The organism is Falsiroseomonas sp. CW058 (assembly GCF_050563535.1).
GTDB lineage: Bacteria > Pseudomonadota > Alphaproteobacteria > Acetobacterales > Acetobacteraceae > Falsiroseomonas.
This window is the reverse complement of the sequence record NZ_JBNXUO010000037.1, coordinates 23,247-45,601: the sequence shown is the minus strand read 5'-3', so window position 1 is coordinate 45,601 and position 22,355 is coordinate 23,247. Positions and strand designations below refer to the sequence as shown.

The following is a 22,355-nucleotide window of genomic DNA, read 5'->3' as shown; positions in this document are numbered from 1 at the left end:
GCGCGGGCCTCGGCAGCGCATCGCGCACCGCTTCCGGCGTCGCCTCCAGCGCGAGCCGCGCCGCCGCGGCCGCCACGCCCTCGCGCGCAGCGCGGGCGCGGCGGCGCAGTTCGGGCAGTTCCTTCACCGCCGCAAGCGCCGTCGCCCGCAGCGGCTCCAGCGCGTCCACCGCGTCCTGCACGGCCAGCACCGCGGGATCGCGCGGCAGGGCGGCGAGTTCGGCCGCCAGCGCCGCCGCGGCGTCGGCTTCCCGCCGGGCATCCTCCGCCGCCTTCGCCCCGGTGGCCTTCAGCCCTTCGAGCGTCGCCGCGGCCTCGGGCGGCAGGCGCGGCGCGTCGGCCACCTCCGCCAGCTGCGCCCGCGCGGCGTCGAGCCGCAGCAGCACCGGCCGCACGCGCCGCAACCGCTGCAGGCGCGACGCCTCGGCCGCGAGCGCCAGCGCCTCGGCGCCGAGGGCCGCGATCTCGGCCTCGGTGCGGGCCAGTGCCTCGCGCGCCTCGTCCCATTCGGCGGGCCTGACCGCGGCATGGTCCAGCCGCTTCTGCGCCTCCTGCCAGGCATCGGCCGAGCGGGAGAGGCGGCGCGGCTTGCGCCGGTCGCCGTGCAGCTCGTCGGCGGCGCGGTCCAGCCGCTCGATGGCGCGGCGGAGATGCGGCAGGCCCATGCCTGCCGCGATCCCCGCGCCGGCCTCGCCCTTGTCCTCGACCAGCGCGCGCGCGCCTTCGCGCAGGCGCACCGAATCGAGGCCGTAGAAGCGCTGGAACAGGTCGCGCGTGGCGCCGCCGAGCAGGGCGCCGAGCGCCGCCTCGGGCAGCGGCAGCCCCGCGGCGTCCACCAGGCTGTCCTTGCGCTTCTTCAGCCGCACGAAGGACAGGCGCGACCCGTCCCGACCCTCGACCTCCATGCCGAGGCGGAGCTTCGGCCCGTCATGCAGGAAGGCGAAGCGGCTGCGTTCGGGGAAGCCGAACAGCGCATCGCCGATGGCGGCGAGGGCGGTGGACTTGCCCGCCTCGTTGGCGCCGAGCACGACGTGCAGCGCCGCGTCGCGCCGGAAGCGCAGCCGCACCCCGTCGAGATGACCGTAACGCTCCAGCTGGAGCGACAGCAGCCTCATGGCGCGGCCTCCGCGGTGATGGCCGCCGCGGCCGCGTCCCACGCCTCGTCCAGCAGCCGCGCCAGGCCCAGCACGTCCCTCGGCACGTCGAGGTCGCCCTGCACCGGCGCCGGCACACGGTTGCGCAGCGTCTCGAACTCCCTCAGCAGCGCGGCGGCGAGGTCGCGATCCTCGAGGCTGGCGCGGAAGGCGTCGCGCAGCGGCTCCAGCGTGTCGGCGGCGACCACGCGCGGCGGCATGGTGCGCAGCCTGAGCTTCTCGATCCAGAGCCGCCCGCCCGTGGCCGCCGCGGCGTCCAGGGCCAGCGCCATCACGCGGTCCGGCTCCAGCGCCGGCGTGCCGTGCACCGGGCAGTCGCCGGCCAGGACGAGCCGGGCGAGCAGCGGCCGCCCCTCGGCCTTCGCCAGGGCGTCGGCGACGGCGGCGGCGATGCGGCGCTCCAGCGCCGGCTCGTCGGCGCCCGCCGCGTCAACCTCCAGCATCGCCCAGCGGAGGATGTCGAGGCTGCGGTGCTCCACGGCCACCACGCGCCCGTCCTCCACCGTGACCAGGCTTGCCCCCTTCGCTCCCGTCTCCCGGATGTGGCGGCCCTGGAGATTGCCGGGGAAGACGATCCAGCAGGGTTCCCGGTGCAGCACGCGGCGCTGGTGGATGTGGCCGAGCGCCCAGTAGCCGTAGCCCTTCAGCCGCAGCGTCTCCGGCCTGCACGGGGCGTAGGGGTCATGCTCCCCGGGGTCGTCGCCCGAGGTGTGCAGCACGCCGATGTTGAGCAGGCCGGCGACCGGCGCCGGATAGGCGGCCGAGAGGTCGCGGGTCACCGCGCGCTCGGCGAAGGAATGGCCGTGCAGCGCAACGCCGAGATCGGGGCGCTGCACGGTCTCGCACCGGTCCGTGGCGAAGACGTGCACGTTGGGCGGCAGCGGCAGGCGCCGCGTGATCACCGACTCCGCGTCATGGTTGCCGCGCAGCAGGAAGCACGGACGGGCGAGCCGGCGCATCTGCTCCGCCACGAAGAGCCCGGTCGAGAAGTCCTTCCAGTCCCCGTCGTAGAGGTCGCCGGCGATCACTAGGAAGGCCACATCCTCCTCGATGGCGAGGTCGATCAGCTTCGCGAAGGCGCGGCGGGTGCAGCCCCGCAACTCCTCCCCCAGCGGCTCGGCACGCGCATGCAGGCCGGCCAGCGGGCTGTCGAGGTGGATGTCGGCCGCGTGCAGGAACTTCATGCCGGATACGGTATGGCCGCCTGTGGTCCCCCACAATGCCCGCCCGCGCGCCCGGCGCAAGCCCGCTCAGCGTTCCAGCACGTAGCTCCCGGGCGCGTCCATCAGCGGCTTGTGGCGCCGGCTGCCCATCGCGGGGGGCTTCACCCTCTCGCCGGAGCGTCCGGCCAGCCAGGCCGTCCAGTCGGTCCACCAGCTGCCCTCCTGCCGCCGCGCGCCCTCGCGCCAGGATCGCGCATCGACCGAGGGCGGGCCGTCCGGCGCGGTGAACCAGTAGCCCTTGCCGCCCGGCGGGTTGATGATGCCGGCGATGTGGCCGGAATTGGCCAGCACGAAGCGCACCTCGCCGCCGGCCAGGCGCGTGATCTCCCAGGCGGCGTCCCAGGGGACGATGTGGTCGCGTTCCGCCCCCACCGCGTAGACGGGCAGGCGGATGTCCTTCAGGTCCAGCTGCCGCCCCGCCAGCGTCACCCCGCCCGGCCGCACCAGCCGGTTCTCGACATAGGTGTTCCGCAGGTACCAGGAATGCGCCGCGCGGGTCATGCGCGTGCCGTCGGCGTTCCAGGTCAGCAGGTCGAAGGCGGCCGGGCGCTGGCCCATGAGGTAGTTGTTCACCACGTTCGACCAGATCAGGTCGTTGGCGCGCAGCAGGTTGAACATGTTCGACATCTCGCGCGCGTCGAGGTAGCCGCGCGCCATCATCTGCCGCTCGATCAGCTCCACCTCCGGCTCGCCCATGAAGACCGCCGTGTCGCCGACGCGGGAGAAGTCCTGCAGCGACACAATGAAGGTGGCCGCGTCGAAGCGCGCATCGCCTTCCTGCGCCAGCCAGGCCAGCGCCATCGCCAGCAGCGTGCCGCCGATGCAGTAGCCCATGACGTTCAGCGTGCGGGCCTTCGCGATCTCCCGCACCGCGTCCGACGTCTCCAGCACGCCGAGCCGCATGTAGTCCTCGAAGCCCAGCTCCTCCATCGTGGCGTCGGGGTTCTTCCAGGACACGACGAAGACCGTGAAGCCCTGCGCGACCAGGTGCCGCACCAGGCTGTTCTTCGGCTGCAGGTCGAGGATGTAGTACTTGTTGATCCAGGGCGGGATCAGCAGCAGGGGCGTCGCGTGCACCGTCTCCGTCGCCGGCGCGTACTGGATCAGCTCGCACAGCGCGTTGCGCAGCACCACCTTGCCCGGCGTCATCGCCAGGTTCCGCCCCGGCGCGAAGGCCGTCTCGTCCGCCATGGAGAGCCGGCCCGCAGCCAGGTCCTCCATCAGGTTCCGCGCCCCGTCCGCCAGGCTCGCGCCCCCCGTCTCCAGCGCGCGCTGCATCGCGGCGGGGTTGGAGGCGAGCAGCAGCGCCGGGCTCATCGCATCGGTGAACTGCCGCAGCTGGAAGACCAGGCGCTGCTTCTGGCGCGGTTCCATCTCCTCCTCCTCCGCCCGGCTCAGCAGCCAGTCGGAGGCGAGGAGATAGGCGTCGCGCAGCATCCGGTAGGCCGGGTTGGCCTGCCAGGCCGCCGCCGCGAAGCGCTTGTCGGCGGGCGCGGGCGCCTGCGCCTCGCCAGGGCCGAGCAGCAGGCGCCGCGCCGCGGCGGTCCAGGCTTCCGATGCGCTGCGCCACAGGTCGGCCTGGAGCGCGACCGATGCGGCGAAGGCGCGGCCGGGATGGGTGGCGCTGCGCAGGCCGATGGTCCGCAGCGCCCAGGCGACCTCCGCCCAGTCCACCGGGATGACCTGGCGGAAGGGGTTGGCGTTCCACAGCCGGTCGAGGCCCTTCAGCACCGGGTGCGCCGCCACGCCATCCGCCAGGCGTGCGGGATCGGCCAGGCAGTCCGTCCAGGCGGCGGCCAGGGGAGCGGCCGTGGCCCAAGGGGGCATCGGCGTCCGGGGCATCGGCATCTGCGGCATCGGGGCGCGTTCCCCGCCGCGGCGGCCGGCGTCGTCGTCTGGCATGGCGCATCCTCCCCAATCCCGCGTGAACGCGCGTCGGCGCCCGGCGTTGACCCGCCATCGCGACGGGAGGGCGGCGCATGGCGGCGAGGAAGCGGCAGCAGGAAGGCGGCAAGGCCGGGGGCGCGAAGCTCAACCCCGGCGACGTCGCCGCCCCCGGCACCCCCGGCACGGGCGAGGCGCTCTGCCCGCAATGCCAGGGCAAGGGTCTTTGGGAAGGCGCGGGCTGCCCCACCTGCGGCGGCACCGGCAAGGTGATCGAGGGCATCGCCGGCGGCTGATCTTCCCCGCGCCGCCGAACCGTCCTAGGTCGCGCCCGCATGACCGAGGCGCGACCCGTTCGAACCATGGAATCCCGGGCCTGGGTGCGCCTGCCCTCCGGCCGGCGGCTCGACCTGCTCGCGCCCACCCCCTTCGACTGGACGGATGAGGATCTGGCCGTCGGGCTCAGCCGCACCTTCCGCTGGGGCGGGCATTCCGTATGGCCCGCGCCGCTGTCCGTCGCGCAGCATTCGCTCGCGGTGCTGGCCCTGCGGCGGGCAGCCAGGCCCGCCGCCACGCACGACGCGCTGCGCCGCGAATTGCTGCACGACGCGGAGGAGGGGCTGACGAACTTCGACTGCATCTCCCCCCTCAAGCCGTTCCTCGGCGAGGGCTTCCGGCTGTTGCAGCAGCGCCTGTCCTCCGCCATCGCCTCCCGCTACGCCCTGCCGCCCTGGGGGGAGGAGGAGAGGAAGCTGCACAAGCGGCTCGACATCGCCATGGCTGCGGCGGAAGCGGTGCATGTCGCCGGCTGGGCGCGCGCCGAGGTGCGCGCCACCCTCGGCATCCGCGCCGCGGTGATGGAGGCCGACCCGCTGGCGGCCGGGTATGGCGGCACGCCGTGGGAACCCTGGCCCCCCGAGCTGGCGGCGGCGCGCTTCCTGGAGGCGCTCAGGACCCTCGCCTGACGCAGCGATCCGCAGGCCGCGGCTCGCAGAGCGCGCCGCGCAGCGCGCGCAGCCGGGTGTCGTCGAAGGGATGCGTGGGTACCAGGTGGCCGCCCTCGTCATTCTCGTTCCAGGCGTAGAGAAGCGCGGTGCGCGGCGCCTGGCGCGCGGCGAACTCCACCGCGCGCCCGACATGCGCGGCGAGTTCCGCGGGCGTCGCGGCCGCATACCAGCGGTCCATCCCCTCGCCGGGGCGCTGCCAGCCCTCCCACGGGACCGGGTTCTGCACCCGCGGGCGCCGGTCCCAGCCGGTCATGGCCGTCGGCACCACCGAAATGCCGAGCGCGGCATGCGCCGCCCAGGCGCGCTCGGCATGGGTGGCCAGGGCGGCATAGGGCGCTTCCCGCGCGCCGGCCTGGAGCGCATAGGCCGAGACCGCGTCGGCGCCCAGCAGCGGCACCCAGCGCCGCGCCTGGTCCGGCACCGGCGTCATGACGACGATGTAGGGGTTGCGCCCCCCGAAGGCCTGCACCCGCGCGCGGAACTCGTCGATCGCGGCCCGCAGCCCGGCCGTCCCGCCCCAGGCATCCGCCAGCGCCTCGTCCGACAGGAAGGCCAGGAAATACAGCGGCCGTCCCCCTGCCGCCGTCATGTAGTCGCGGTCGGTCATCAGCGGCGGGTGTTCGGCGAAGATGTCGGAAGGTGCCCCCGCGCGGCCCCAGCGCACCAGCTCGGTGACGAAGCAGAACCTCACGCGCGACCGCTGCGCGCTGGCGCGGTACAGCCGGAACCCCTCGCTCATGGAACTGCCGCGCGGATACGAAAGGAACGCCCAGTAGTCGAGGCCGGATCGCGCCGCGAGGTCGACCTGCCGGTCCATCACCGCCTGCGTGGGGGCCGGGAAGCGGACCGGCGCGCCATCGGCCGGCACCTCGGCGAAGAAGGGCGCCCGCGCCCGCCAGGGCGCGGGGGACAGCGCGCGCGCCATCGCCTCGGTCGGGCCGCTGCCCGGTGCGTACCAGGCGTCCCACCGGATCGCCCCGACGCTGACGGGCGGGCGGGGCTGCGCGCGCGACGGCGCGGCGGCAAGCACGCCGAGGCCGGCAAGGAGGCCGCGGCGGGTCGGCGTGCTCCGGGGGGCGTGCTGCGTCATCGCAACGCCGCCATGCGCCGCGCCGCCCCCCGCCGTCAACCGGCGCCCTTGCACCGGCGGCTCCAGGGTCTAGGTTGCGCCGCCATGGCCACCACGGAGCCCTTCTGGACGCGCAAGACCCTCGGCGAGATGACCCGCGCCGAATGGGAGAGCCTGTGCGACGGCTGCGGCCGCTGCTGCCTGCACAAGCTGCGCGACGAGGCGACCGAGGAACTCGGCTGGACCAACGTCGCCTGCCGCCTGCTCGACACCCATAGCTGCCGCTGCTCCGACTACGCCAACCGCAGGGCGCGCGTCCCGGACTGCGTGAAGCTCACGCCCGCGAAGGTCGCCGCGATCGACTGGCTGCCGCCCACCTGCGCCTACCGCCTGCTGGCCGAGGGGCAGGGCCTGCCCTGGTGGCACCCGCTGGTCTCCGGCACGGCGGAGACGGTGCACGAGGCCGGGATCTCCGTCCGCGGCAAGGCCGTGGCGGAGCGAGAGGCCGGCGCGCTCGAGGATCATCTCGTCACCTGGCCCGGCCGCATCCCGCGCGCCGCGCGTCCCCAGAAGCCAACCGGAAGGACCACGACCCCATGAAGGACGCATTGTTCGGCGGCATCAACGCCGCCGCCCTGACCGCGATGAAGCCGGACCTGTCGCCGGACCTCGACACCTATGCGGCGCATTGCAAGTGGCTGCTGGCCAATGGCTGCAACGGGCTCGGCATCCTCGGCACGACGGGGGAGGCGAACAGCTTCGGCTTCGACGAGCGGAAGCAGATCCTGGAAGGCATCGTCGCGCGCGGCGTGCCGGCCACGAAGCTGATGCCCGGCACCGGCACCGCGTCGCTGACCGACACGGTGGAACTGACGCGGCACGCGAAGGCGCAGGGCTGCCGCGGCGTGCTGGTGCTGCCGCCCTTCTACTACAAGGGACCGTCGGATGACGGGCTGTTCGCGTATTTCTCGGAAGTGGTGAACCGCATCGGCGGCGGCATCGCCATCTACCTGTACCACTTCCCGCAGCAATCCGCGGTGCCCTTCAGCCTCGACCTCATCGGGCGACTGCTGAAGGCCTTCCCGGGCACCATCAAGGGCGTGAAGGATTCGTCCGGCGACTACGCCAACATGAAGGCGATGATCGACAACTTCGCCAAGGACGGGTTCGAGGTCTATTCCGGCGCCGACAACTTCGTGCAGAAGATCCTGGCCGAAGGCGGCGCGGGCTGCATCACGGCCGCCGCCAACGTCAACGCCCGCTTCGGCCAGGTCGTCTGGCAGAAGCGCACGGGGCCGGAGGCGGATGCCGCGCAGGCGGTGCTGGACGCCACCCGCAAGGCCGCGACGGCGGTGGCGCTGATCCCCGGCCTGCGGGAGATCATCGCCCGCAGCACCGGCCATGACGGCTGGCGCACCATCCGCCCGCCGCACCTGCCGCTGCGCGGCGAGGAGGGCCAGAAGGCGTGGGACGCGATGCAGGCCGCCGGCGCGCTGCCCCTGCCGGGCCTCGGCATGAAGGCCGCCGCGGAATGACCGAGCCGCTGCGCTGCCGTGCCCCGGCCACGGGCACGGTGCAGATCGACGACGACAAGGTGAGGGTCACGCGCTGGGACTTCGATCCCGGCGCGGAGACCGGCTGGCACCGGCACGGCATGTCCTATGTGGTGATGCCCGTCACCGACGGCACGCTGCTGCTGGAACTGCCGGGCGGGAAGACCATGACGGCCGAACTGAAGGCGGGCATGAGCTACGCGCGCGCCTTCGGGGTGGAGCACAACGTGGTCAATGCCGGCACGCAGCCGCTGTCCTTCGTGGAAGTCGAGCTGAAGTCCCACCAGGGCTGACCCGCCCGCCGCCCGTTCCCCTGCCCCGCTCCGCGGGGGGAGGGGAACGGGTTCCGTCACCGCTTCCCCAGCGTCACCAGCACCACGCCGCCGAAGATCAGCCCCGCCGCCGGCAGCGTCAGCCAGCCCGGCACCTCGCCGAAGAAGGCGAAGCCCCAGCCCAGCCCCGCCAGGGTGATGAGGTAGCTGACCTGGCTGGTGAACACCCCGCCGCGCGCGACCAGCAGGCGGAAATAGACCAGGTAGGCCAGCGCCGTCAGCACGCCCTGCGCCACCAGCAGCAGCGCGATCCCCGCCGAGGGCGGCAGCCCGAGATGGCCGAGCGGCAGCGCGATGGCCACCGTCGACAGCGTCGCCCCCGCCAGCGTCCCCGCCGCCATCGACAGCGCGGATGCGCCGCGCGGCGCCAGCTTCACCGACAGCAGGTTCGCCACCGCGTAGCAGACCGGCGTCAGCAGCATCAGCGCCGCCCAGGGCAGCACCGCGGGGTCCGGCAGCGCCGCGCCCGGCGCCATGGCCAGCGCGACGCCGGCCACGCCCATCAGCGCGCCGAGGAGCACGCGCGCCGTCAGCCGCTCGATCCCGGCGAGTGCGAAGAACACCACGCTCAGCAGCCCCGACAGCGGCACGAGAAGGGCGAACAGCCCGGCCGGCGCGCGCGTCAGCCCGGTGAAGCCGAACAGGTTCGCCAACGCCAGGCCCACCAGCCCGCCCGCGCCGTAGTGCAGCAGATGCGCGCGCGTCCATCGCGGCGCGTCGCGCCGGCGCCAGGCAACCGCAAGCAGGGTGAGCGCGCTGACGGCGGCGGCGATGGCGGCGACGCCGAGGGGACGCATCCCCCCCGCCATGGCGAGCTTCGCCATGGCCGGGGTCAGCCCCCAGATGGCGCCGAGCACGACCAGGCCCAGGACGGCGCGCAGCAGGGGCGACATGACGGGGACGAGAAGCTGCGACGGAACGACGCTTGTCAAGCGGTTGAACGCGGACGGCGCGGCAGGCAAACCTGTGGCGATGAGGTTTCCCGAATCAGAGTTCGTCACGCTGCCCGCGCCCCCCGGCGCGCTGGCGCCGGCGATGGAGATTCCGGTGCGCTGGCGCGCCTCGCCGCGCGCGCGGCGCATCTCCATGCGGATCTGCCCGCGTGAGGGCGAGGTGGTGATCAGCATGCCGCCGCGCGCCACGCGCCGCGCCGGCCTGGCGCTGCTGGAGGAACACGGCGCCTGGGCGATGGAACGCATTGCGGCGCTGGCGCCGGCGGTGGACTTCGCGCCGGGGGCGGAGCTGCTGCTGGGCGGCGTGCCGCACCGCATCCGCCACGCGCCGAAAAGCCGCGGCGGCGCCTTCCTCGACGGCACCGACATCGTGGTGACCGGCGGGATCGCCTTCCTGAGGCGCCGCGTCGCCGATTTCCTGCGCGCGGAGGCGAAGCGGCGCATCACCGTGCGCGTCGCCCCGCATGCCGCGGCGCTCGGCGTCACGCCGCGCGCGATCCGGCTGAAGGACACCCGCAGCCGATGGGGAAGCTGCGCGCCGGACGGCACGCTCGCCTTCTCCTGGCGGCTGGTCATGGCGCCCGGCTGGGTGATGGACTACGTCGTCGCGCATGAGGTGGCGCATCTGCGCGAGATGAACCACTCCACCCGCTTCTGGGCGCATGTGGACCGCCTCGTGACGGTGCGGGAAGCCGCGGTCGAATGGCTGCGCGTCGAAGGCCCGGCGCTCTTGCGCGTGGGCTGACGCCGCCACACATGGCGCCTCCGGAAACGGGGGGCATCCCATGCCGCAGGGGGAAGACGGGTCGCGCGCGCTGCGGCGGGTGATGCGGTGGGTCGTCGCGGCCTCGGCCCTCAACACCGCGGGCTTCGTCGCGCTCAGCGTCGCGACCGGCGACTGGACCTGGTTCGCGCGGTCGGGCGCCGTCCTCACGGCACTCGGCCTGGTGCTGGCCAGCCGCAAGGTGCTGATCGCGCGGGCCGACCTGCTCTCGCTGCTGCATGACATGGAACGCGTGGACGGCGCCGAACGCACCGCCCGGCTCGACAGCTTCAAGCGCCTGCAGCGCGACATCGACCGCCAGACCTTCGAGAAGGCCGGCTTCGCGCTGCTGGTGCTGGGCACGCTCGTCTGGGGCTTCGGCGACCTGCCCGGCCGGCTGTAGGCGAAGCGGGGACAGGCCCTTCCCCGTGGCGGGGAAGGGCCGGATGCGCCCCTACCTGCCGGCCTCCGCCAGGTAGGCGGCGATGTCGGCGCGGTCGCGCGCATCCTCGACCCCGCCGAAGGGCATGCGGTTGCCGCGCACCACCGCCTGCGGGTCCTCCATGAAGCGCTCCAGGCTCCCGGGATCCCACACCACCGCCGCGCGGCGCATGGCCGGCGAGTAGCGGAATTCCGCCAGCCCCCCCGCGCGCCGCCCCAGCACGCCCTTCAGCGTGGGGCCGACGCCGTTCTCTCCATCCAGGGAATGGCAGGCCTGGCATTGCGCGTAGAGCTCCCGCCCCCGCGCCGCGTCGCCGGCCTGCGCGGCCCCCGCCGCGGCGCAGAGCAGCGCCGCGGCCATCGTCGCACGAAGCATCATCGTCCGCCGGCCCTCACGCCTGCACCAGCGGGCCGGGCGCGCGCATGTAGCTCCGCTTGATGGCGTCCGCCGTCCAGTAGGCCAGCGCGCCGACCGGGCCGGTCGGGTTGTAGGCGGCGTTGTGCGGGAAGACGCCGGCGCCCAGCACGAACAGGTTGTGCATCTGCCAGCTCTGCAGGTACTTGTTCACCACGCTGTTGCGCGGCGTGGTGCCCATGATGGTGCCGCCGGTGTTGTGCGTGCTCTGGTACGGCACCGCCGACCAGCTGCGCCGCGGCCCCGCCTGCGTCACCCGCGCCGCGCCCATGGTGCCGGCGATGCGGTTGATGACACCGGCCACGTGCTCCGTCATCCGCACCTCGTTCGGCTTGTAGTCGAAGGTCATCCGCATCAGCGGCTGGCCGAAGACGTTGCGGTAGGTGGGGTCGAGGTCGAGGAAGTTGGCCCGGTTCGGCATGACGCTGCCGGAGGAGCCGATGTTCATCGCGCCCTGGTACCACTTCCGCGCCGCCCGCTTCCATTCCGTGCCCCAGCGCGGCGTGCCGGGCGGCAGCGGCCGGTACTCGATCGGCCGCCCGTTGGACCCGCCCGCCGCGATGGTGCTGCCGCCGATGTAGTTGTGCGGCCGGCGGTCGAAGGCCCAGTTGGTGTTGAAGTCGTCGATGTTCTGGCCCCAGGACCCCGTGGCGATGAAGGGGTTGAAGAACTTGTCCTCGAAGAACAGCGTCGCGCCCGTGCCGGTCTGGTAGCAGTAGTTCTTGCCGAGCAGCCCTTCGCCGGTGGCGGGGTTGTAGATCTCCCCGATGCCCGACCACATCATCAGGGCCGCGTTGTTCAGCCCATAGGCCGCCAGGATCACCATCCCCGCCGGCTGCTCCAGCTCCTCGCCGTTCAGCATGTTGACGTAGCTGACGCCGGTGGCCTTCCGCCCGTCGCTGTCCTTGTTCACCTTCGTCACCCAGCTGTGGGTGCGCAGCGTCACGTTCGGGTTGCGCAGCGCGGCGGGGATGACGGTGACGTTCGGGCTGCCCTTCGCGTTGCTCTCGCAGCCGTAGCGTTCGCAGAAGCCGCAATACTGGCAGGCGCCGAGCCGCGCGCCGTCCGGGTTGGTGTAGGGGCGCGACGCGTTGGCGGACGGGCGCGGATGCGGGTTGTAGCCCAGCTCCTTCGCCGCCGTGGCGAACAGCACGCCCGACAGCGGGTCCTCGAGCGGCGGCAGCGGGAACTCGTTGGCGCGCGGGTCCTCGAAGACGTTGCCGCCCGCGATGCGCTGCCCGCGCAGGTTGCCCGCCTTGCCCGAGACGCCGGCCACCTTCTCGAACTTGTCGTAGTAGGGTTCGAGCTCGGCATAGGTGACGCCCCAGTCCTGGATCGTCATGTCCTCGGGGATGAAGTCGCGCCCGTAGCGCTCCTCGTATTTGCTGCGGATCTGCAGCTCCATGTCGCCCCAGCGCCAGGTGACGCCGTTCCAGTGGCTGCCCGCGCCGCCCACGCCCTCGCCCGGAAGGAAGGACCCCAGGCGGCGCATCGGCAGCGCCTCCTGGTCGGGCGTGTTGCGGATGGTCAGCGTGTCCTGCGCGGTGTTCATCATCAGGTCGGTGCGGTTGCTGAAGCGCAGCTCGTCGCGGATGCGCGGGACCTGGAAGTCCTCCTCCGGCCGGCGCATCGCGCCGCGCTCCAGCACCACCACCTTCATCCCGGCCTCGGACAGTTCCTTCGCCAGGATGCCGCCGGTCCAGCCCATGCCGACGATGACGACGTCGGTTTCGGGAAGCTTGCGTGCCATGGTCCTCGTCTCCCCTCAGCTCATGTCCGCGATGGAGACGGGGTCCGCCTCGTAGCGCCGGTTGCGATAGGCGACGACGTGGTTGCGGTTGTTCTGGATCACGCCGGGGAAGCCCACCATCCGCCAGCCGGCCTTGTCCTGGTTGCCGCCATAGATCGGGTCGCTGAACATCCCCTCCATGACGTTCTGGTAGACCACGCCCCAGAAGACCCGCGCCGGCAGCCCGCCCTCGAAGGTGACGCGCCCGGCATCGAGATCGGCCAGCACCGCGTTGCGCTGCGCCTCGGTCAGCTGATCGAAGGGCCGGCCATGCGCCTTCACGCAATGCGCGTTCGTCGCCTCGATCCCCGCGCGCCACAGCTGCGCGGGCGTCAGCGCCAGCTGGTAGCCCTGGTTGGGGTGGCCCTGCCGCCACGGCCCCTGCATGTAGAGCCGGTCGCCCTTGCCCCAGCCATCGGCCAGCGCGCGGTCGATGAAGATGTTGATCCCCACCTCGGTCCCGCGCGGGCTGAACTCGTCCGCCGGGATCATCGTGTCCACCAGCGCCTCGACGAAGGCGGCCTCGTCGGGCTTGAGGAACATGTAGCCGGCCGCGCCGGACGCCGCCGGCGCGGCGGCGGGTGCCGCGGCCGCCGCGCCGGCCGGAGCCGCGCCGCCCTGCGCGGCGGCGGGAAGCGCGGTGGCGATCGAGGATGCGGCGGCGCCGCCCGCGGCCGCGCCCTTCAGGAAGCCTCGGCGATGGAGGCCGGTGTCCTGTGTCATGTCGTCTCCTTCCCGTGGCGCGCCGTCGATGCGGCCCGCCTTCCTTGACCCGTGCGTCGCCGCACGGGCTGACCGGTATCGGAGCAAGACCGGCCGGTTCCGCGGCATGCCATTGCATCGTGGGAGCCATTCGCCATCCGCGCATGCCGGTGGCAACGGATGAACGGCGCTTCGGCGGAAGTGCCTGAGCGGAATGGAAGAAGGGTCGGGCGCCTGTCGGCGGCATGACGTGCCGGACATGATGCGCTGCGGCACACGCGGGCGCGAGGCGCGGCGGCGCGCCGCGCCGCGCCGAAGCGCCGCCGGCGCGGCGCTACGCGCCCGCCATGCGCTCCGCCTTCGCCACCATCGCCTCCGCCTGGCGGATGCTGGCGATGTCGAGCAGCCGGCCGTCCAGCGCCACCGCCGCGCGGCCCGCGGCCTGCGCCTCCTCCATCGCGGCCAGCACGCGCCGCGCCTGCGCCACTTCGCGCTCGTCGGGGGTGAAGGCGGCGTTGATGGAGGCGACCTGGCCGGGATGGATGGCCATCTTGCCCTCCGCCCCCAGCGCGCGCCCGCGCCGCGCCGCGGCCTCCAGCCCCGCCGCGTCGCGGAAGTCGCCATAGGGGCCGTCGATGGGGCGCACCCCGGCCGCCCGCGCCGCCGCGATCACCCGCGCCACCGCGAAATGCCAGGGGTCCAGCATCCCGCCCGGCCCCGCGTAGTCCGGGTTCAGCCCGCCGATCTGCGTCGTCCGCATCCCGAGGCTCGCCGCCAGGTCGGCGACGCCGAGGTGCAGGCTTTCCACCCGCGGCGAGGCGGCGGCGATCGCCTCGACCTGCGCCAGCCCCTTCGCCGTCTCGATCACCAGGCCGAGCCCGACGCGCCGCGCGCGCCCCGCCGCGGCCTCGACGCCGGTGCAGAGCAGGTCCATCGCGAAGACCTCCCGCGGGTCGCCGACCTTCGGCACCATGATGACGTCGAGCCGCTCCCCCCCCTCCTCGATCAGCGCGATCACGTCGCGATGGGCATGCGGCGTGTCGAGCCCATTGATCCGCACCGCGAGGATCTTCCGCCCCCAGTCGATCTCCCGCAGCGCCTTCACGACATTGGCGCGCGCCTCGGCCTTCTGCGCCTCCGGCACGCTGTCCTCGAGGTCGAGGAACACCGCGTCCGCCGGTCCCGCCGCGGCCTTCGGGAACAGCTCCGGCCGGATCCCGGGGACGGCAAGCTCACTGCGGTGCGGGCGCGTCATGGCGTGTCTCTCCGTTTCCGTCGGCCAGCGGGTGGTGGTCCTCCACCAGCTTCCGCAGCCGCTCCTCCAGGACCTTGGTGTAGATCTGCGTCGTCGCGATGTCGGCATGGCCGAGCAGGATCTGCAGGCTCCGCAGGTCCGCGCCCCGCCCCAGCAGGTGCGACGCGAAGGAATGGCGCAGCACATGCGGGCTCACCCGGTCCGGGTCGAGCCCCGCCGCCAGCGCCGCGTCCTTCAGGATGATGCCCACCGCCTGGCGGGTGATGTGCCCCCCCGCCGCGCGGGAGGGGAACAGCCAGCGGGACGGCCGCGCCCCTTCCTTCGGCGCCGGGCGCGCGGCCAGCGCCGCCTCCCTCGCGCGGTTGGAGACGGGGACCAGCCTTTCCTTGCCGCCCTTGCCCATCACCGCGACCAGCGGCGCACCGGGGCGGAGCGCGGCCGCATGCAGCGCCACCAGTTCCGACACGCGCAGCCCGCTGGAATACAGCAGCTCCAGCAGCGCCACGGCCAGCGGGCCGCGATGGCCGGGCAGGCGCGCGGCCGCGCCGATCAGTGCCTCGACCTCCGCCTCGGACAGGGCCTTGGGCAGGCTCGCGGGCAGCTTCGGGCTTTCCTGCAACTCGGTCGGGTCGTCGGGGCGCACCCCCTCCCGCGCGAGGAAGCGGAAGAACTGCCGCAGCGCGGAAAGCCGCCGCGCCGCGGTGCGCGCCGCGAGGCCGAGATCGGACAGGCCCCGCAGGTAGGACTGCACCAGCTCGGGCGTCGCATCCGCCGCCCGCATGCCGCGGGCGGTGCAATGGGCGGCGAAGTCCGAAAGATCCGCGGCATAGGCCGCGATGGTGTTGCGCGCCGCGCCGCGCTCGGCGGCCAGCATCTCCAGGAAGGCGTCGGCGTGGCGGTCCATCGGGGGTGGGCGGGGCCGTCCCGGCCCGCTCAGCTCCGCGGGCCGAATCGGTCGGCGGGGATGCTCCGCTCCACCGGCTGCGGCGTGACCGAGGGGGGGAAGGCCCCGATCGCGAGCAGCCCGAGCACCAGCACGCCGATGAGGATCCCGGCCAGCAGCAACAGGGGGTGACGGAACATCGGTGGGGCGGATCCTCGCGAGGCCGGTGCTGTGCTAGCCTTCGCCACCGTGTCACGCAACACCGCCCTTCCGGCCTGGCCCGAGGCCCCCGCCCAGCCCCCGCCGCCGGCCGAGCCGGCGGGCGAGGGTGCTGCGGCGCCGGCCGACCCGCGCCTGCGGGCGCGCGCCATCGTCCTCGTCGGCATGCCGGGGGCGGGCAAGTCCTCGATCGGGCGGCGGCTGTCCATCCGGCTCGGCCTGCCCTTCGTGGACGCCGATGCCGAGATCGAGGCCGCGGCCGGCCTGCCCATCACCGAGATTTTCGCCCGCTACGGCGAACCCCATTTCCGCGACGGCGAACGCCGCGTCATCGCGCGCCTGCTGGCCGGCCCGCCGCTGGTCCTGGCCACCGGCGGCGGCGCCTTCACCGATGCCCGCACCCGCGCGGCCGTGCGTGCCTCGGGCGCCGTCTCGGTCTGGCTGCGCTGCGGCCTCGGGACCCTGCTGCGCCGCGTGGCGGGGCGGGAACACCGGCCGCTCTTCCTCAACAAGGACCCTCGCGAGGTTCTCGACCGCCTGATGACCGCCCGCCACCCCACCTTCGCCGAGGCCGACGTGACCGTGGACTGCACCGACGAGGCGCCCGAGACCACCACCCGCAAGGTGCTGGACGCCGTGGCCGCGCATCGCGACCCTTCCCGCCTGGCCGTGCGCCTGGCGGAGCGGAGCTACGACATCGTGGTGGGGCAGGGGCTGCTGGCGCGGGCCGGCGCGCTGATCGCCCCCGTCCTGCCCGCCCGCCGCGTCGCGGTGGTCACCGATGCCAGCGTCGCCGCGCTGCACCTGCCCGCCCTGCTGGCGGGGCTGGAGGAGGCCGGGGTCGCCGTGGTCGCCACCCATGTCGTCCCGCCGGGGGAGGCCACGAAATCCTTCGCCGAGGTCGGCCGCGCGGTGGAAGCGGTGCTCGGCGTCGGGGCGGACCGGCGGACGGCGGTGGTCGCGCTCGGCGGCGGCGTGGTGGGGGACCTGGCGGGATTCGCCGCCGCCGTCGCGCTGCGCGGCCTGCCCTTCATCCAGGTCCCGACCACGCTGCTGGCGCAGGTGGACAGTTCGGTCGGCGGCAAGACGGGGGTGAACCTGCCGCTCGGCAAGAACCTGGTCGGCGCCTTCCACCAGCCGCGCCTGGTGCTGGCCGACACCGCGACCCTCGCCACCCTGCCGCCGCGCGAGTTGCGCGCGGGCTGGGCGGAGGTGGCGAAGCACGGCCTGCTGGCCGGCGGGCTGTGGTCCTGGTGCGAGGCGCATGGCCCGGCGGCGGTGGCCGGCGACGCCGCGGCGCTGGCGCATGCCGTACTCGAATCCTGCCGCCTGAAGGCGGCCGTGGTCGCGGCGGATGAGCGCGAGGAGAGCGAGGAGGGCGGCCGCGCCCTGCTGAACCTCGGCCACACCTTCGGCCATGCCCTGGAAGCCGAATGCGGCTATGGCGGCGAATTGCTGCATGGGGAGGCGGTGGCCGTCGGCCTCGGCCTCGCCGCCTCGCTCTCCGCCCGGCTCGGCCATTGCTCGCAGGAACTGCCGGGGCGCGTCATCAGCCACCTGCAGTCGGTCGGCCTGCCCGCCCGCCTGTCCGACCTGCCGCGGCGCTTCGCGGCCGACCGCCTGATCGGGCGGATGCGGAAGGACAAGAAGGCCCGCGACGGCGCCCTGCGCTTCGTGCTGACCCGCGGCCCCGGCGACTGCTTCACCGCCGGCGACGTCCCGGCGGAGAAGGTGGAGGCGCTGCTGCGCGACGAGGGCGCGAAGGGCTGACGCCGCCCCGCCGCAGGCGCGCGCCGCTGCTGCACCGCAACATGCCCTTCCTGGCGCACCGCCGCATGGCATGGCATACCCGCGGGTAAGATTGCCCCGGGTCCTGCCATGCCGCTGTCCACCCCCGTCGAGCGCGAGGCGCTCCACCGCCGCCGGATCGACATCCGGGGCTACCAGCGCATCGATGGCCTCTACGACATCGAGGCGTCGCTGGTGGACACCAAGGACTACCCGTTCGAGAACCTGGACCGCGGCGGCGTGATCGAGCCCGGGGAGCCGCTGCACGGCATGTGGATGCGCCTGACGGTGGACGACGACATGGTGATCCGAGCCTGCGAGGCCGCGACCGACTTCGCGCCCTATTCGGTCTGCCCCGAGGCCGCGCCGAACTTCGCCGCGCTGGCGGGCGCAAGCTGCGGGCCGGGCTTCAACCGCGTGGTGAAGGACCGCCTCGGCGGGGTGCGCGGCTGCACCCATCTGCGCGAATTGCTGGCGCAGATGGCGACCGTCGCCTACCAGACCATCGGCCCGATGCGGTGGCGCCGCGCCCGTGCCGAACGCGAGGCAGCGGTGGCGCGCGGCGAGAACCCGCCCCCCTTCCGCCGCACCCTGCCGCTGAATTCCTGCCATGCCTATGACGAGCACGGCCCGGTGGTGCGGCGCTTCCGTCAGGAGGCGGAGGAATAGCCGGGCGCCCGGCCGCGCCTACCGCCCTGCCTCCTCCGGCGTGCGCAGCACCAGCGACAGCGCGTGCAGCCCGCGCTGGAACTCCGCATCCAGCACCGCATGGACGGCGCGCGACCGCGCCACGCGGCCCATGCCCGCGAAGGCCGGCGAGACGACGGTGACGGTGTAGTGCGTCTCGCCTTCCGGCCGGGCGCCGGCATGGCCGATGTGACGATGGCTGTCGTCCTGCACCGCGACCTCGGCGGGCGGGAAGGCGGCACGGATGGCGGCGTCGATGCGCTCGGCGCGCGATGGGCTGCTGTTCATCTGGGTGTTCTGCCCCGCTTCGCCATCCCCCGCCAGGGCATGCCCGCCCCCCGCCCGGGCTGCTTGCGCACCCCAGGTGCCACCCCCATAAACGCCCGATGGCACGGAAGGGTGGGCGCCCGAGCGGACTGACCGAGGAGCCGGAGGCGCCGACCAGGCCCTGCGAGCATCCCGGCTGCCCGAATCCCGGCGAGTTCCGCGCCCCGCGCGACCGCAACCACCTGAACCAGTACCGTTGGTTCTGCCTGGACCATGTGCGCGAGTACAACCGCGCCTGGGACTACTACAAGGGAATGGGCCCGACCGAGATCGAGCAGCACCTGCGCGCCGATTCCGGCTGGCAGCGCCCCACCTGGCCGCTCGGACGGCTCGGCGGCTTCAACCCGTTCGAGAGCGAATACCTCCGCGATCCCCTCGGCATCCTGCGCGACACGCCGCTGCACCAGGCCCGCGCCCGGAAGGCGCGCGCCCCGCGGCCGGACGAGCCGCCGCCCGAACTGCGCGCCGCGCTCGACGTTCTGGACCTTGCCTGGCCGCTCGATTCCGCCACGCTCCGCGCGCGCTACAAGGAACTCGCGAAGCGTTTCCACCCCGATGCCAATGGCGGCGACCGCCAGGCCGAGGAACGGCTGAAGGACATCAACCGCGCCTACAGCCTGCTGCGCCAGCGCCTGCCCGCCCGCACGCGGGCCCAAGCCGCCGAGGACCAGCCCGCCGCCGGGTAGCGGGGGCCGCGCCATCGGCCTAGGATGCCAACCCTTTGCCACAGCCGGACCGAGAGATGAACAAGGTCGCCAGCCTCGCCGAGATCAGGCCCACCTCCGCCATCGACATGCCCGACACGCAGGTCAAGGTGCGCGACGTCTTCGGCATCGACAGCGATCTTGTCGTGCCGGCCTTCTCGACGCGGACCGAGCATGTCCCGGAGCTGGACGAGAGCTACCGCTTCGACCGGGACACCACGCTGGCCATCCTGGCGGGCTTCGCCTTCAACCGGCGCGTCATGGTCCAGGGCTACCACGGCACCGGCAAGTCGACGCATATCGAGCAGGTGGCGGCGCGGCTGAACTGGCCCTGCATCCGCGTCAACCTCGACAGCCACATCAGCCGCATCGACCTGATCGGCAAGGACGCCATCGTCCTGAAGGACGGCAAGCAGGTGACGGAGTTCCGGGAAGGCATCCTTCCCTGGGCGCTGCAGCACCCCTGCGCGCTGGTCTTCGACGAATACGACGCCGGCCGCCCCGACGTGATGTTCGTGATCCAGCGCGTGCTGGAAGTGGAAGGCAAGCTGACGCTGCTGGACCAGAACCGCGTCATCCGCCCGCATCGCGGCTTCCGCCTGTTCGCCACGGCCAACACCGTCGGTCTCGGCGACACGACCGGGCTCTATCACGGCACGCAGCAGATCAACCAGGGCCAGATGGACCGCTGGAACATCGTGGCGACGCTGAACTACCTGCCCCATGCGCAGGAGACGTCGATCGTCATGGCCAAGCTCGGCCTCGACGAGAAGGACCCGAAGGCGAAGCGCCAGACGGAGGCGATGGTGGCCCTGGCCGACCTGACGCGCGCGGGCTTCATCGCGGGCGACATCTCCACCGTCATGTCGCCGCGCACGGTCATCACCTGGGCCGAGAACGCGAAGATCTTCGGCGATGTCGGCTTCGCCTTCCGCATGACCTTCCTCAACAAGTGCGACGAGGCGGAGCGCGGGACGGTGGCCGAATACTACCAGCGCTGCTTCAACGAGGAACTGTCCACCGGCAGCCTGCTGCGCAAGGCGGGCTGAGCCCACCCGGACCAGGCAGCGCCGCCACCCCGGTTGCGGGCACCGCAGGCGCGAAGCGCCGGGAAGCGGTGCCCCGACCCGGCCGGCGGCCGGAGCGCAGCGGAGGCGACGGAGTGGCCGTCCCGATGACGGAGCACCGCAGGCGCGAAGCGCCGAGGAGCGAAGTCTGAATCGGGCCGGCGGCCGGAGCGCAGCGGAGGCAAGCAGAGTGTCGAAGCCGGACCAGACCCGCCAGGAAGAATTCAAGCGCGCCACCGCCGGCGCGCTGCGCGCCATCGCGCAGACGCCGGAGGTGCAGGTCGCCTACCAGCCGGGGCCCTCGGGCCTGGCCGGCAAGCGTGCCCGCCTGCCGCTGCCGACCCGCGCGCTGCCGCCGGCCGAGATGGCGAAGCTGCGCGGCGCGGCGGACGCCATCGCGCTGAAGCTCCGCCACCACGACGAAGGCGTCCACGCCGCCCGCATCCCCGCCCGGCGCGAGGCGAAGGAGGTGTTCGACGCGCTCGAGGATGTGCGGGTCGAGGTCGTCGGTTCGAAGCACATGTCCGGCGTCGCCGCCAACCTCCAGGCCCGCCTCGCCGACCAGTGCGAGGCCGAGGGCTATGACCGCATGACGCGGAAGGACCAGTTGCCGCTGCCCGCGGCGCTCGGCCTCCTCGCGCGGGAGAGGCTGTCCGGCACGCCCGCTCCCGCGGCCGCCCGCCGCGTGCTCGATCTCTGGCGCGACACGCTCGGCCCGAAGGCCGAGACGGCACTCGCGGAGATGGCGACCGCGCAGTCCGACCAGGACGCCTTCGGCCGCGCCGCCCGCAAGCTCCTTGCCGCCCTCGACCTTGCCGAGGCCGAGGTCGAGGCGGAATCCGAGCAGGACGAGGAGGAGGGGGAGGGCGGCGAGACCACCTCCCAGCAGGACCAGTCCGGCGAGGGCGAGGCCCAGGCACAGGACACCGAATCGATGCTCGGCGCCCAGCCCGAGACGATGCAGGGCGACGCCGCCGAGGACGAGACCGAGGAAGGCGAGGAGGAAGGCGCCGCCGCCGAGGGCGACGACCGCCCGGGCGGCCCGCAGCAGCGGCGCGAGGTGCCGAACATCGACGACCCCTCCGCCTACCGCGCCTACAGCAAGGCCTTCGACGAGGTGGTGGAGGCCGAGGACCTTTGCGACGCGGATGAGCTGAACCGCCTTCGCCAGCAGCTCGACCAGCAGCTCAGCCACCTCCAGGGCGTCGTCTCCAAGCTCGCGAACCGGCTCCAGCGCCGGCTGATGGCGCAGCAGCAGCGCGCCTGGGAATTCGACCTGGAGGAAGGGCTGCTCGACGTCGCGCGACTCGCCCGCGTGGTCGCCAACCCGACCCATTCGCTGAGCTACAAGCGCGAGCGCGAGGCGGATTTCCGCGACACCGTCGTCTCGCTCCTGATCGACAATTCGGGGTCCATGCGCGGCCGCCCGATCACGGTCGCCGCCATGTGCTGCGACATCCTCGCGCGCACGCTGGAACGGTGCAGCGTCAAGACCGAGATCCTGGGCTTCACCACCCGCGCCTGGAAGGGCGGGCAGTCGCGCGAGAGGTGGGTGCAGGAGGGCAAGCCCCGCAACCCGGGCCGCCTGAACGACCTGCGCCATGTCGTCTACAAGGCCGCCGACGCGCCCTGGCGCCGCGCGCGCCGCAACCTCGGCCTGATGCTGCGCGAGGGGCTGCTGAAGGAGAACATCGACGGCGAGGCCCTGGAATGGGCCTATCGCCGCCTGCTGGCGCGCACCGAGCGCCGGCGCATCCTGATGGTCATCAGCGACGGCGCGCCGGTCGACGATTCGACGCTCAGCGTGAACCCCGGCAACTACCTCGAACGCCACCTCCGCAAGGTCATCGGCGAGATCGAGGGGCGCGAGGCGGTGGAGCTGATCGCCATCGGCATCGGCCACGACGTCACCCGCTACTACCGCCGCGCCGTCACCATCGTGGATGCCGAGGAACTCGGCGGCACCATGATGAAGAAGCTCGCCGAGCTGTTCGACGAGGACGCCGCCCTCGCGTGGCAGCGCGCCGCCACCGAACGCGCGCCCCTCGTCGCATGACCCACGCCGGCGCGCTGCCCCGCTTCGATGGCCCGCGCGCCTGCGGCGTGACGCAGTGCGCCGCGTCCGAACGCGCGCCGCTCGT

At 73.3% G+C, this 22,355-nt stretch carries 24 protein-coding genes; 12 read left to right on the top strand and 12 right to left on the bottom strand.

Going from position 1 to position 22,355, the window contains the following annotated elements:
* From ACK8OX_RS21940 to ACK8OX_RS21930, 3 genes are all read right to left on the bottom strand, one after another.
* Positions 1-1,114, bottom strand: a 1,114-nt coding sequence (locus tag ACK8OX_RS21940; RefSeq protein WP_430666392.1) for an AAA family ATPase, incomplete at its 3' end; no start/stop codon positions are given.
* A complete protein-coding gene (locus ACK8OX_RS21935; protein WP_430666391.1) occupies positions 1,111-2,337 on the bottom strand; it encodes a metallophosphoesterase family protein in 1,227 nt (408 codons plus the stop codon). The genes ACK8OX_RS21935 and ACK8OX_RS21940, both read right to left, overlap by 4 nt.
* Before the next feature lie 66 nt (positions 2,338-2,403).
* Positions 2,404-4,278 carry a PHA/PHB synthase family protein gene (locus ACK8OX_RS21930; RefSeq protein ID WP_430666390.1) on the bottom strand — a complete coding sequence of 625 codons (1,875 nt, stop codon included), beginning with the start codon at positions 4,276-4,278 and terminating at the stop codon, positions 2,404-2,406.
* Between the two features lie 77 nt (positions 4,279-4,355).
* On the opposite strand from ACK8OX_RS21930, the gene ACK8OX_RS21925 reads away from it, so the two are divergent.
* Together ACK8OX_RS21925 and ACK8OX_RS21920 are read left to right on the top strand one after the other, a co-directional pair.
* Entirely contained in the window at positions 4,356-4,556 is a 201-nt protein-coding gene (locus tag ACK8OX_RS21925; RefSeq protein WP_430666389.1) for a hypothetical protein, read from the top strand.
* Between the two features lie 66 nt (positions 4,557-4,622).
* On the top strand, positions 4,623-5,225 hold the full coding sequence (locus tag ACK8OX_RS21920; RefSeq protein ID WP_430666388.1) for a hypothetical protein: 603 nt from the start codon (positions 4,623-4,625) through the stop codon (positions 5,223-5,225).
* Here ACK8OX_RS21920 and ACK8OX_RS21915 read toward each other — a convergent pair.
* Positions 5,209-6,357 carry a hypothetical protein gene (locus ACK8OX_RS21915; protein ID WP_430666387.1) on the bottom strand — a complete coding sequence of 383 codons (1,149 nt, stop codon included), beginning with the start codon at positions 6,355-6,357 and terminating at the stop codon, positions 5,209-5,211. The genes ACK8OX_RS21920 and ACK8OX_RS21915 overlap by 17 nt on opposite strands.
* 84 nt (positions 6,358-6,441) lie before the next feature.
* Here ACK8OX_RS21915 and ACK8OX_RS21910 point away from each other — a divergent pair, with 84 nt between their 5' ends.
* Genes ACK8OX_RS21910 through ACK8OX_RS21900 form a run of 3 tightly spaced genes read left to right on the top strand, consistent with a single transcriptional unit; the run spans position 6,442 to position 8,182 of the window.
* A complete protein-coding gene (locus ACK8OX_RS21910) occupies positions 6,442-6,936 on the top strand; it encodes a YcgN family cysteine cluster protein (RefSeq protein WP_430666386.1) in 495 nt (164 codons plus the stop codon).
* Complete coding sequence (locus tag ACK8OX_RS21905) at positions 6,933-7,871, top strand: dihydrodipicolinate synthase family protein (protein WP_430666385.1); 939 nt, start codon at positions 6,933-6,935, stop codon at positions 7,869-7,871. The genes ACK8OX_RS21910 and ACK8OX_RS21905 overlap by 4 nt, the downstream gene beginning before the upstream one ends.
* Complete coding sequence (locus tag ACK8OX_RS21900) at positions 7,868-8,182, top strand: cupin domain-containing protein (RefSeq protein ID WP_430666384.1); 315 nt, start codon at positions 7,868-7,870, stop codon at positions 8,180-8,182. The genes ACK8OX_RS21905 and ACK8OX_RS21900 overlap by 4 nt, the downstream gene beginning before the upstream one ends.
* A gap of 56 nt (positions 8,183-8,238) precedes the next feature.
* Here the strand turns inward: ACK8OX_RS21900 and ACK8OX_RS21895 are convergent, their stop codons facing one another.
* Positions 8,239-9,114 (bottom strand): DMT family transporter, encoded by an 876-nt coding sequence (locus ACK8OX_RS21895; RefSeq protein WP_430666383.1) that lies wholly within the window; start codon positions 9,112-9,114, stop codon positions 8,239-8,241.
* 79 nt (positions 9,115-9,193) lie between these two features.
* On the opposite strand from ACK8OX_RS21895, the gene ACK8OX_RS21890 reads away from it, so the two are divergent.
* Together ACK8OX_RS21890 and ACK8OX_RS21885 are read left to right on the top strand one after the other, a co-directional pair.
* The gene (locus ACK8OX_RS21890; RefSeq protein WP_430666382.1) at positions 9,194-9,919 is read left to right on the top strand and encodes a M48 family metallopeptidase; all 726 of its coding nucleotides are present in this window, start codon (positions 9,194-9,196) and stop codon (positions 9,917-9,919) included.
* Positions 9,920-9,959: 40 nt separating this feature from the next.
* Entirely contained in the window at positions 9,960-10,340 is a 381-nt protein-coding gene (locus tag ACK8OX_RS21885) for a hypothetical protein (RefSeq protein ID WP_430666381.1), read from the top strand.
* Positions 10,341-10,391: 51 nt separating this feature from the next.
* Here ACK8OX_RS21885 and ACK8OX_RS21880 read toward each other — a convergent pair whose 3' ends face one another.
* The 6 genes from ACK8OX_RS21880 to ACK8OX_RS21855 form a co-directional block, all read right to left on the bottom strand.
* Positions 10,392-10,757 (bottom strand): c-type cytochrome, encoded by a 366-nt coding sequence (locus tag ACK8OX_RS21880; RefSeq protein ID WP_430666380.1) that lies wholly within the window; start codon positions 10,755-10,757, stop codon positions 10,392-10,394.
* Positions 10,758-10,770: 13 nt separating this feature from the next.
* The gene (locus ACK8OX_RS21875) at positions 10,771-12,543 is read right to left on the bottom strand and encodes a GMC family oxidoreductase (protein ID WP_430666379.1); all 1,773 of its coding nucleotides are present in this window, start codon (positions 12,541-12,543) and stop codon (positions 10,771-10,773) included.
* 15 nt (positions 12,544-12,558) lie between these two features.
* Positions 12,559-13,305 carry a gluconate 2-dehydrogenase subunit 3 family protein gene (locus ACK8OX_RS21870; protein WP_430666378.1) on the bottom strand — a complete coding sequence of 249 codons (747 nt, stop codon included), beginning with the start codon at positions 13,303-13,305 and terminating at the stop codon, positions 12,559-12,561.
* 313 nt (positions 13,306-13,618) lie between these two features.
* Positions 13,619-14,539 carry an HpcH/HpaI aldolase/citrate lyase family protein gene (locus ACK8OX_RS21865; protein ID WP_430666377.1) on the bottom strand — a complete coding sequence of 307 codons (921 nt, stop codon included), beginning with the start codon at positions 14,537-14,539 and terminating at the stop codon, positions 13,619-13,621.
* A complete protein-coding gene (locus tag ACK8OX_RS21860) occupies positions 14,517-15,443 on the bottom strand; it encodes a site-specific tyrosine recombinase XerD (RefSeq protein WP_430666376.1) in 927 nt (308 codons plus the stop codon). Before ACK8OX_RS21860 ends, ACK8OX_RS21865 begins: the two co-directional genes overlap by 23 nt.
* Positions 15,444-15,472: 29 nt before the next feature.
* On the bottom strand, positions 15,473-15,622 hold the full coding sequence (locus ACK8OX_RS21855) for a hypothetical protein (RefSeq protein ID WP_430666375.1): 150 nt from the start codon (positions 15,620-15,622) through the stop codon (positions 15,473-15,475).
* 49 nt (positions 15,623-15,671) lie between these two features.
* Between ACK8OX_RS21855 and aroB the strand changes: the two genes are divergently transcribed.
* Positions 15,672-17,411 carry a 3-dehydroquinate synthase gene (aroB, locus tag ACK8OX_RS21850; protein ID WP_430666374.1) on the top strand — a complete coding sequence of 580 codons (1,740 nt, stop codon included), beginning with the start codon at positions 15,672-15,674 and terminating at the stop codon, positions 17,409-17,411.
* Between the two features lie 108 nt (positions 17,412-17,519).
* Positions 17,520-18,098: a DUF2889 domain-containing protein gene (locus tag ACK8OX_RS21845; RefSeq protein WP_430666373.1), complete on the top strand. Its 579-nt coding sequence runs from the start codon at positions 17,520-17,522 to the stop codon at positions 18,096-18,098.
* An 18-nt stretch (positions 18,099-18,116) separates the two neighbouring features.
* Here the strand turns inward: ACK8OX_RS21845 and ACK8OX_RS21840 are convergent, their stop codons facing one another.
* Positions 18,117-18,404, bottom strand: a complete 288-nt coding sequence (locus ACK8OX_RS21840) for a BolA family protein (protein ID WP_430666372.1) — start codon at positions 18,402-18,404, stop codon at positions 18,117-18,119.
* 98 nt (positions 18,405-18,502) lie between these two features.
* On the opposite strand from ACK8OX_RS21840, the gene ACK8OX_RS21835 reads away from it, so the two are divergent.
* The 3 genes from ACK8OX_RS21835 to cobT all read left to right on the top strand — a co-directional run bounded on the left by ACK8OX_RS21835 (position 18,503) and on the right by cobT (position 22,270).
* Positions 18,503-19,129, top strand: coding sequence for a J domain-containing protein (locus ACK8OX_RS21835; RefSeq protein WP_430666371.1), 627 nt, complete (start codon positions 18,503-18,505; stop codon positions 19,127-19,129).
* Between the two features lie 56 nt (positions 19,130-19,185).
* Positions 19,186-20,196, top strand: coding sequence for a cobaltochelatase subunit CobS (gene cobS / locus ACK8OX_RS21830; protein WP_430666370.1), 1,011 nt, complete (start codon positions 19,186-19,188; stop codon positions 20,194-20,196).
* Between the two features lie 208 nt (positions 20,197-20,404).
* Positions 20,405-22,270, top strand: coding sequence for a cobaltochelatase subunit CobT (gene cobT / locus ACK8OX_RS21825; protein WP_430666369.1), 1,866 nt, complete (start codon positions 20,405-20,407; stop codon positions 22,268-22,270).
* The last annotated feature ends 85 nt before the right edge of the window (positions 22,271-22,355 follow it).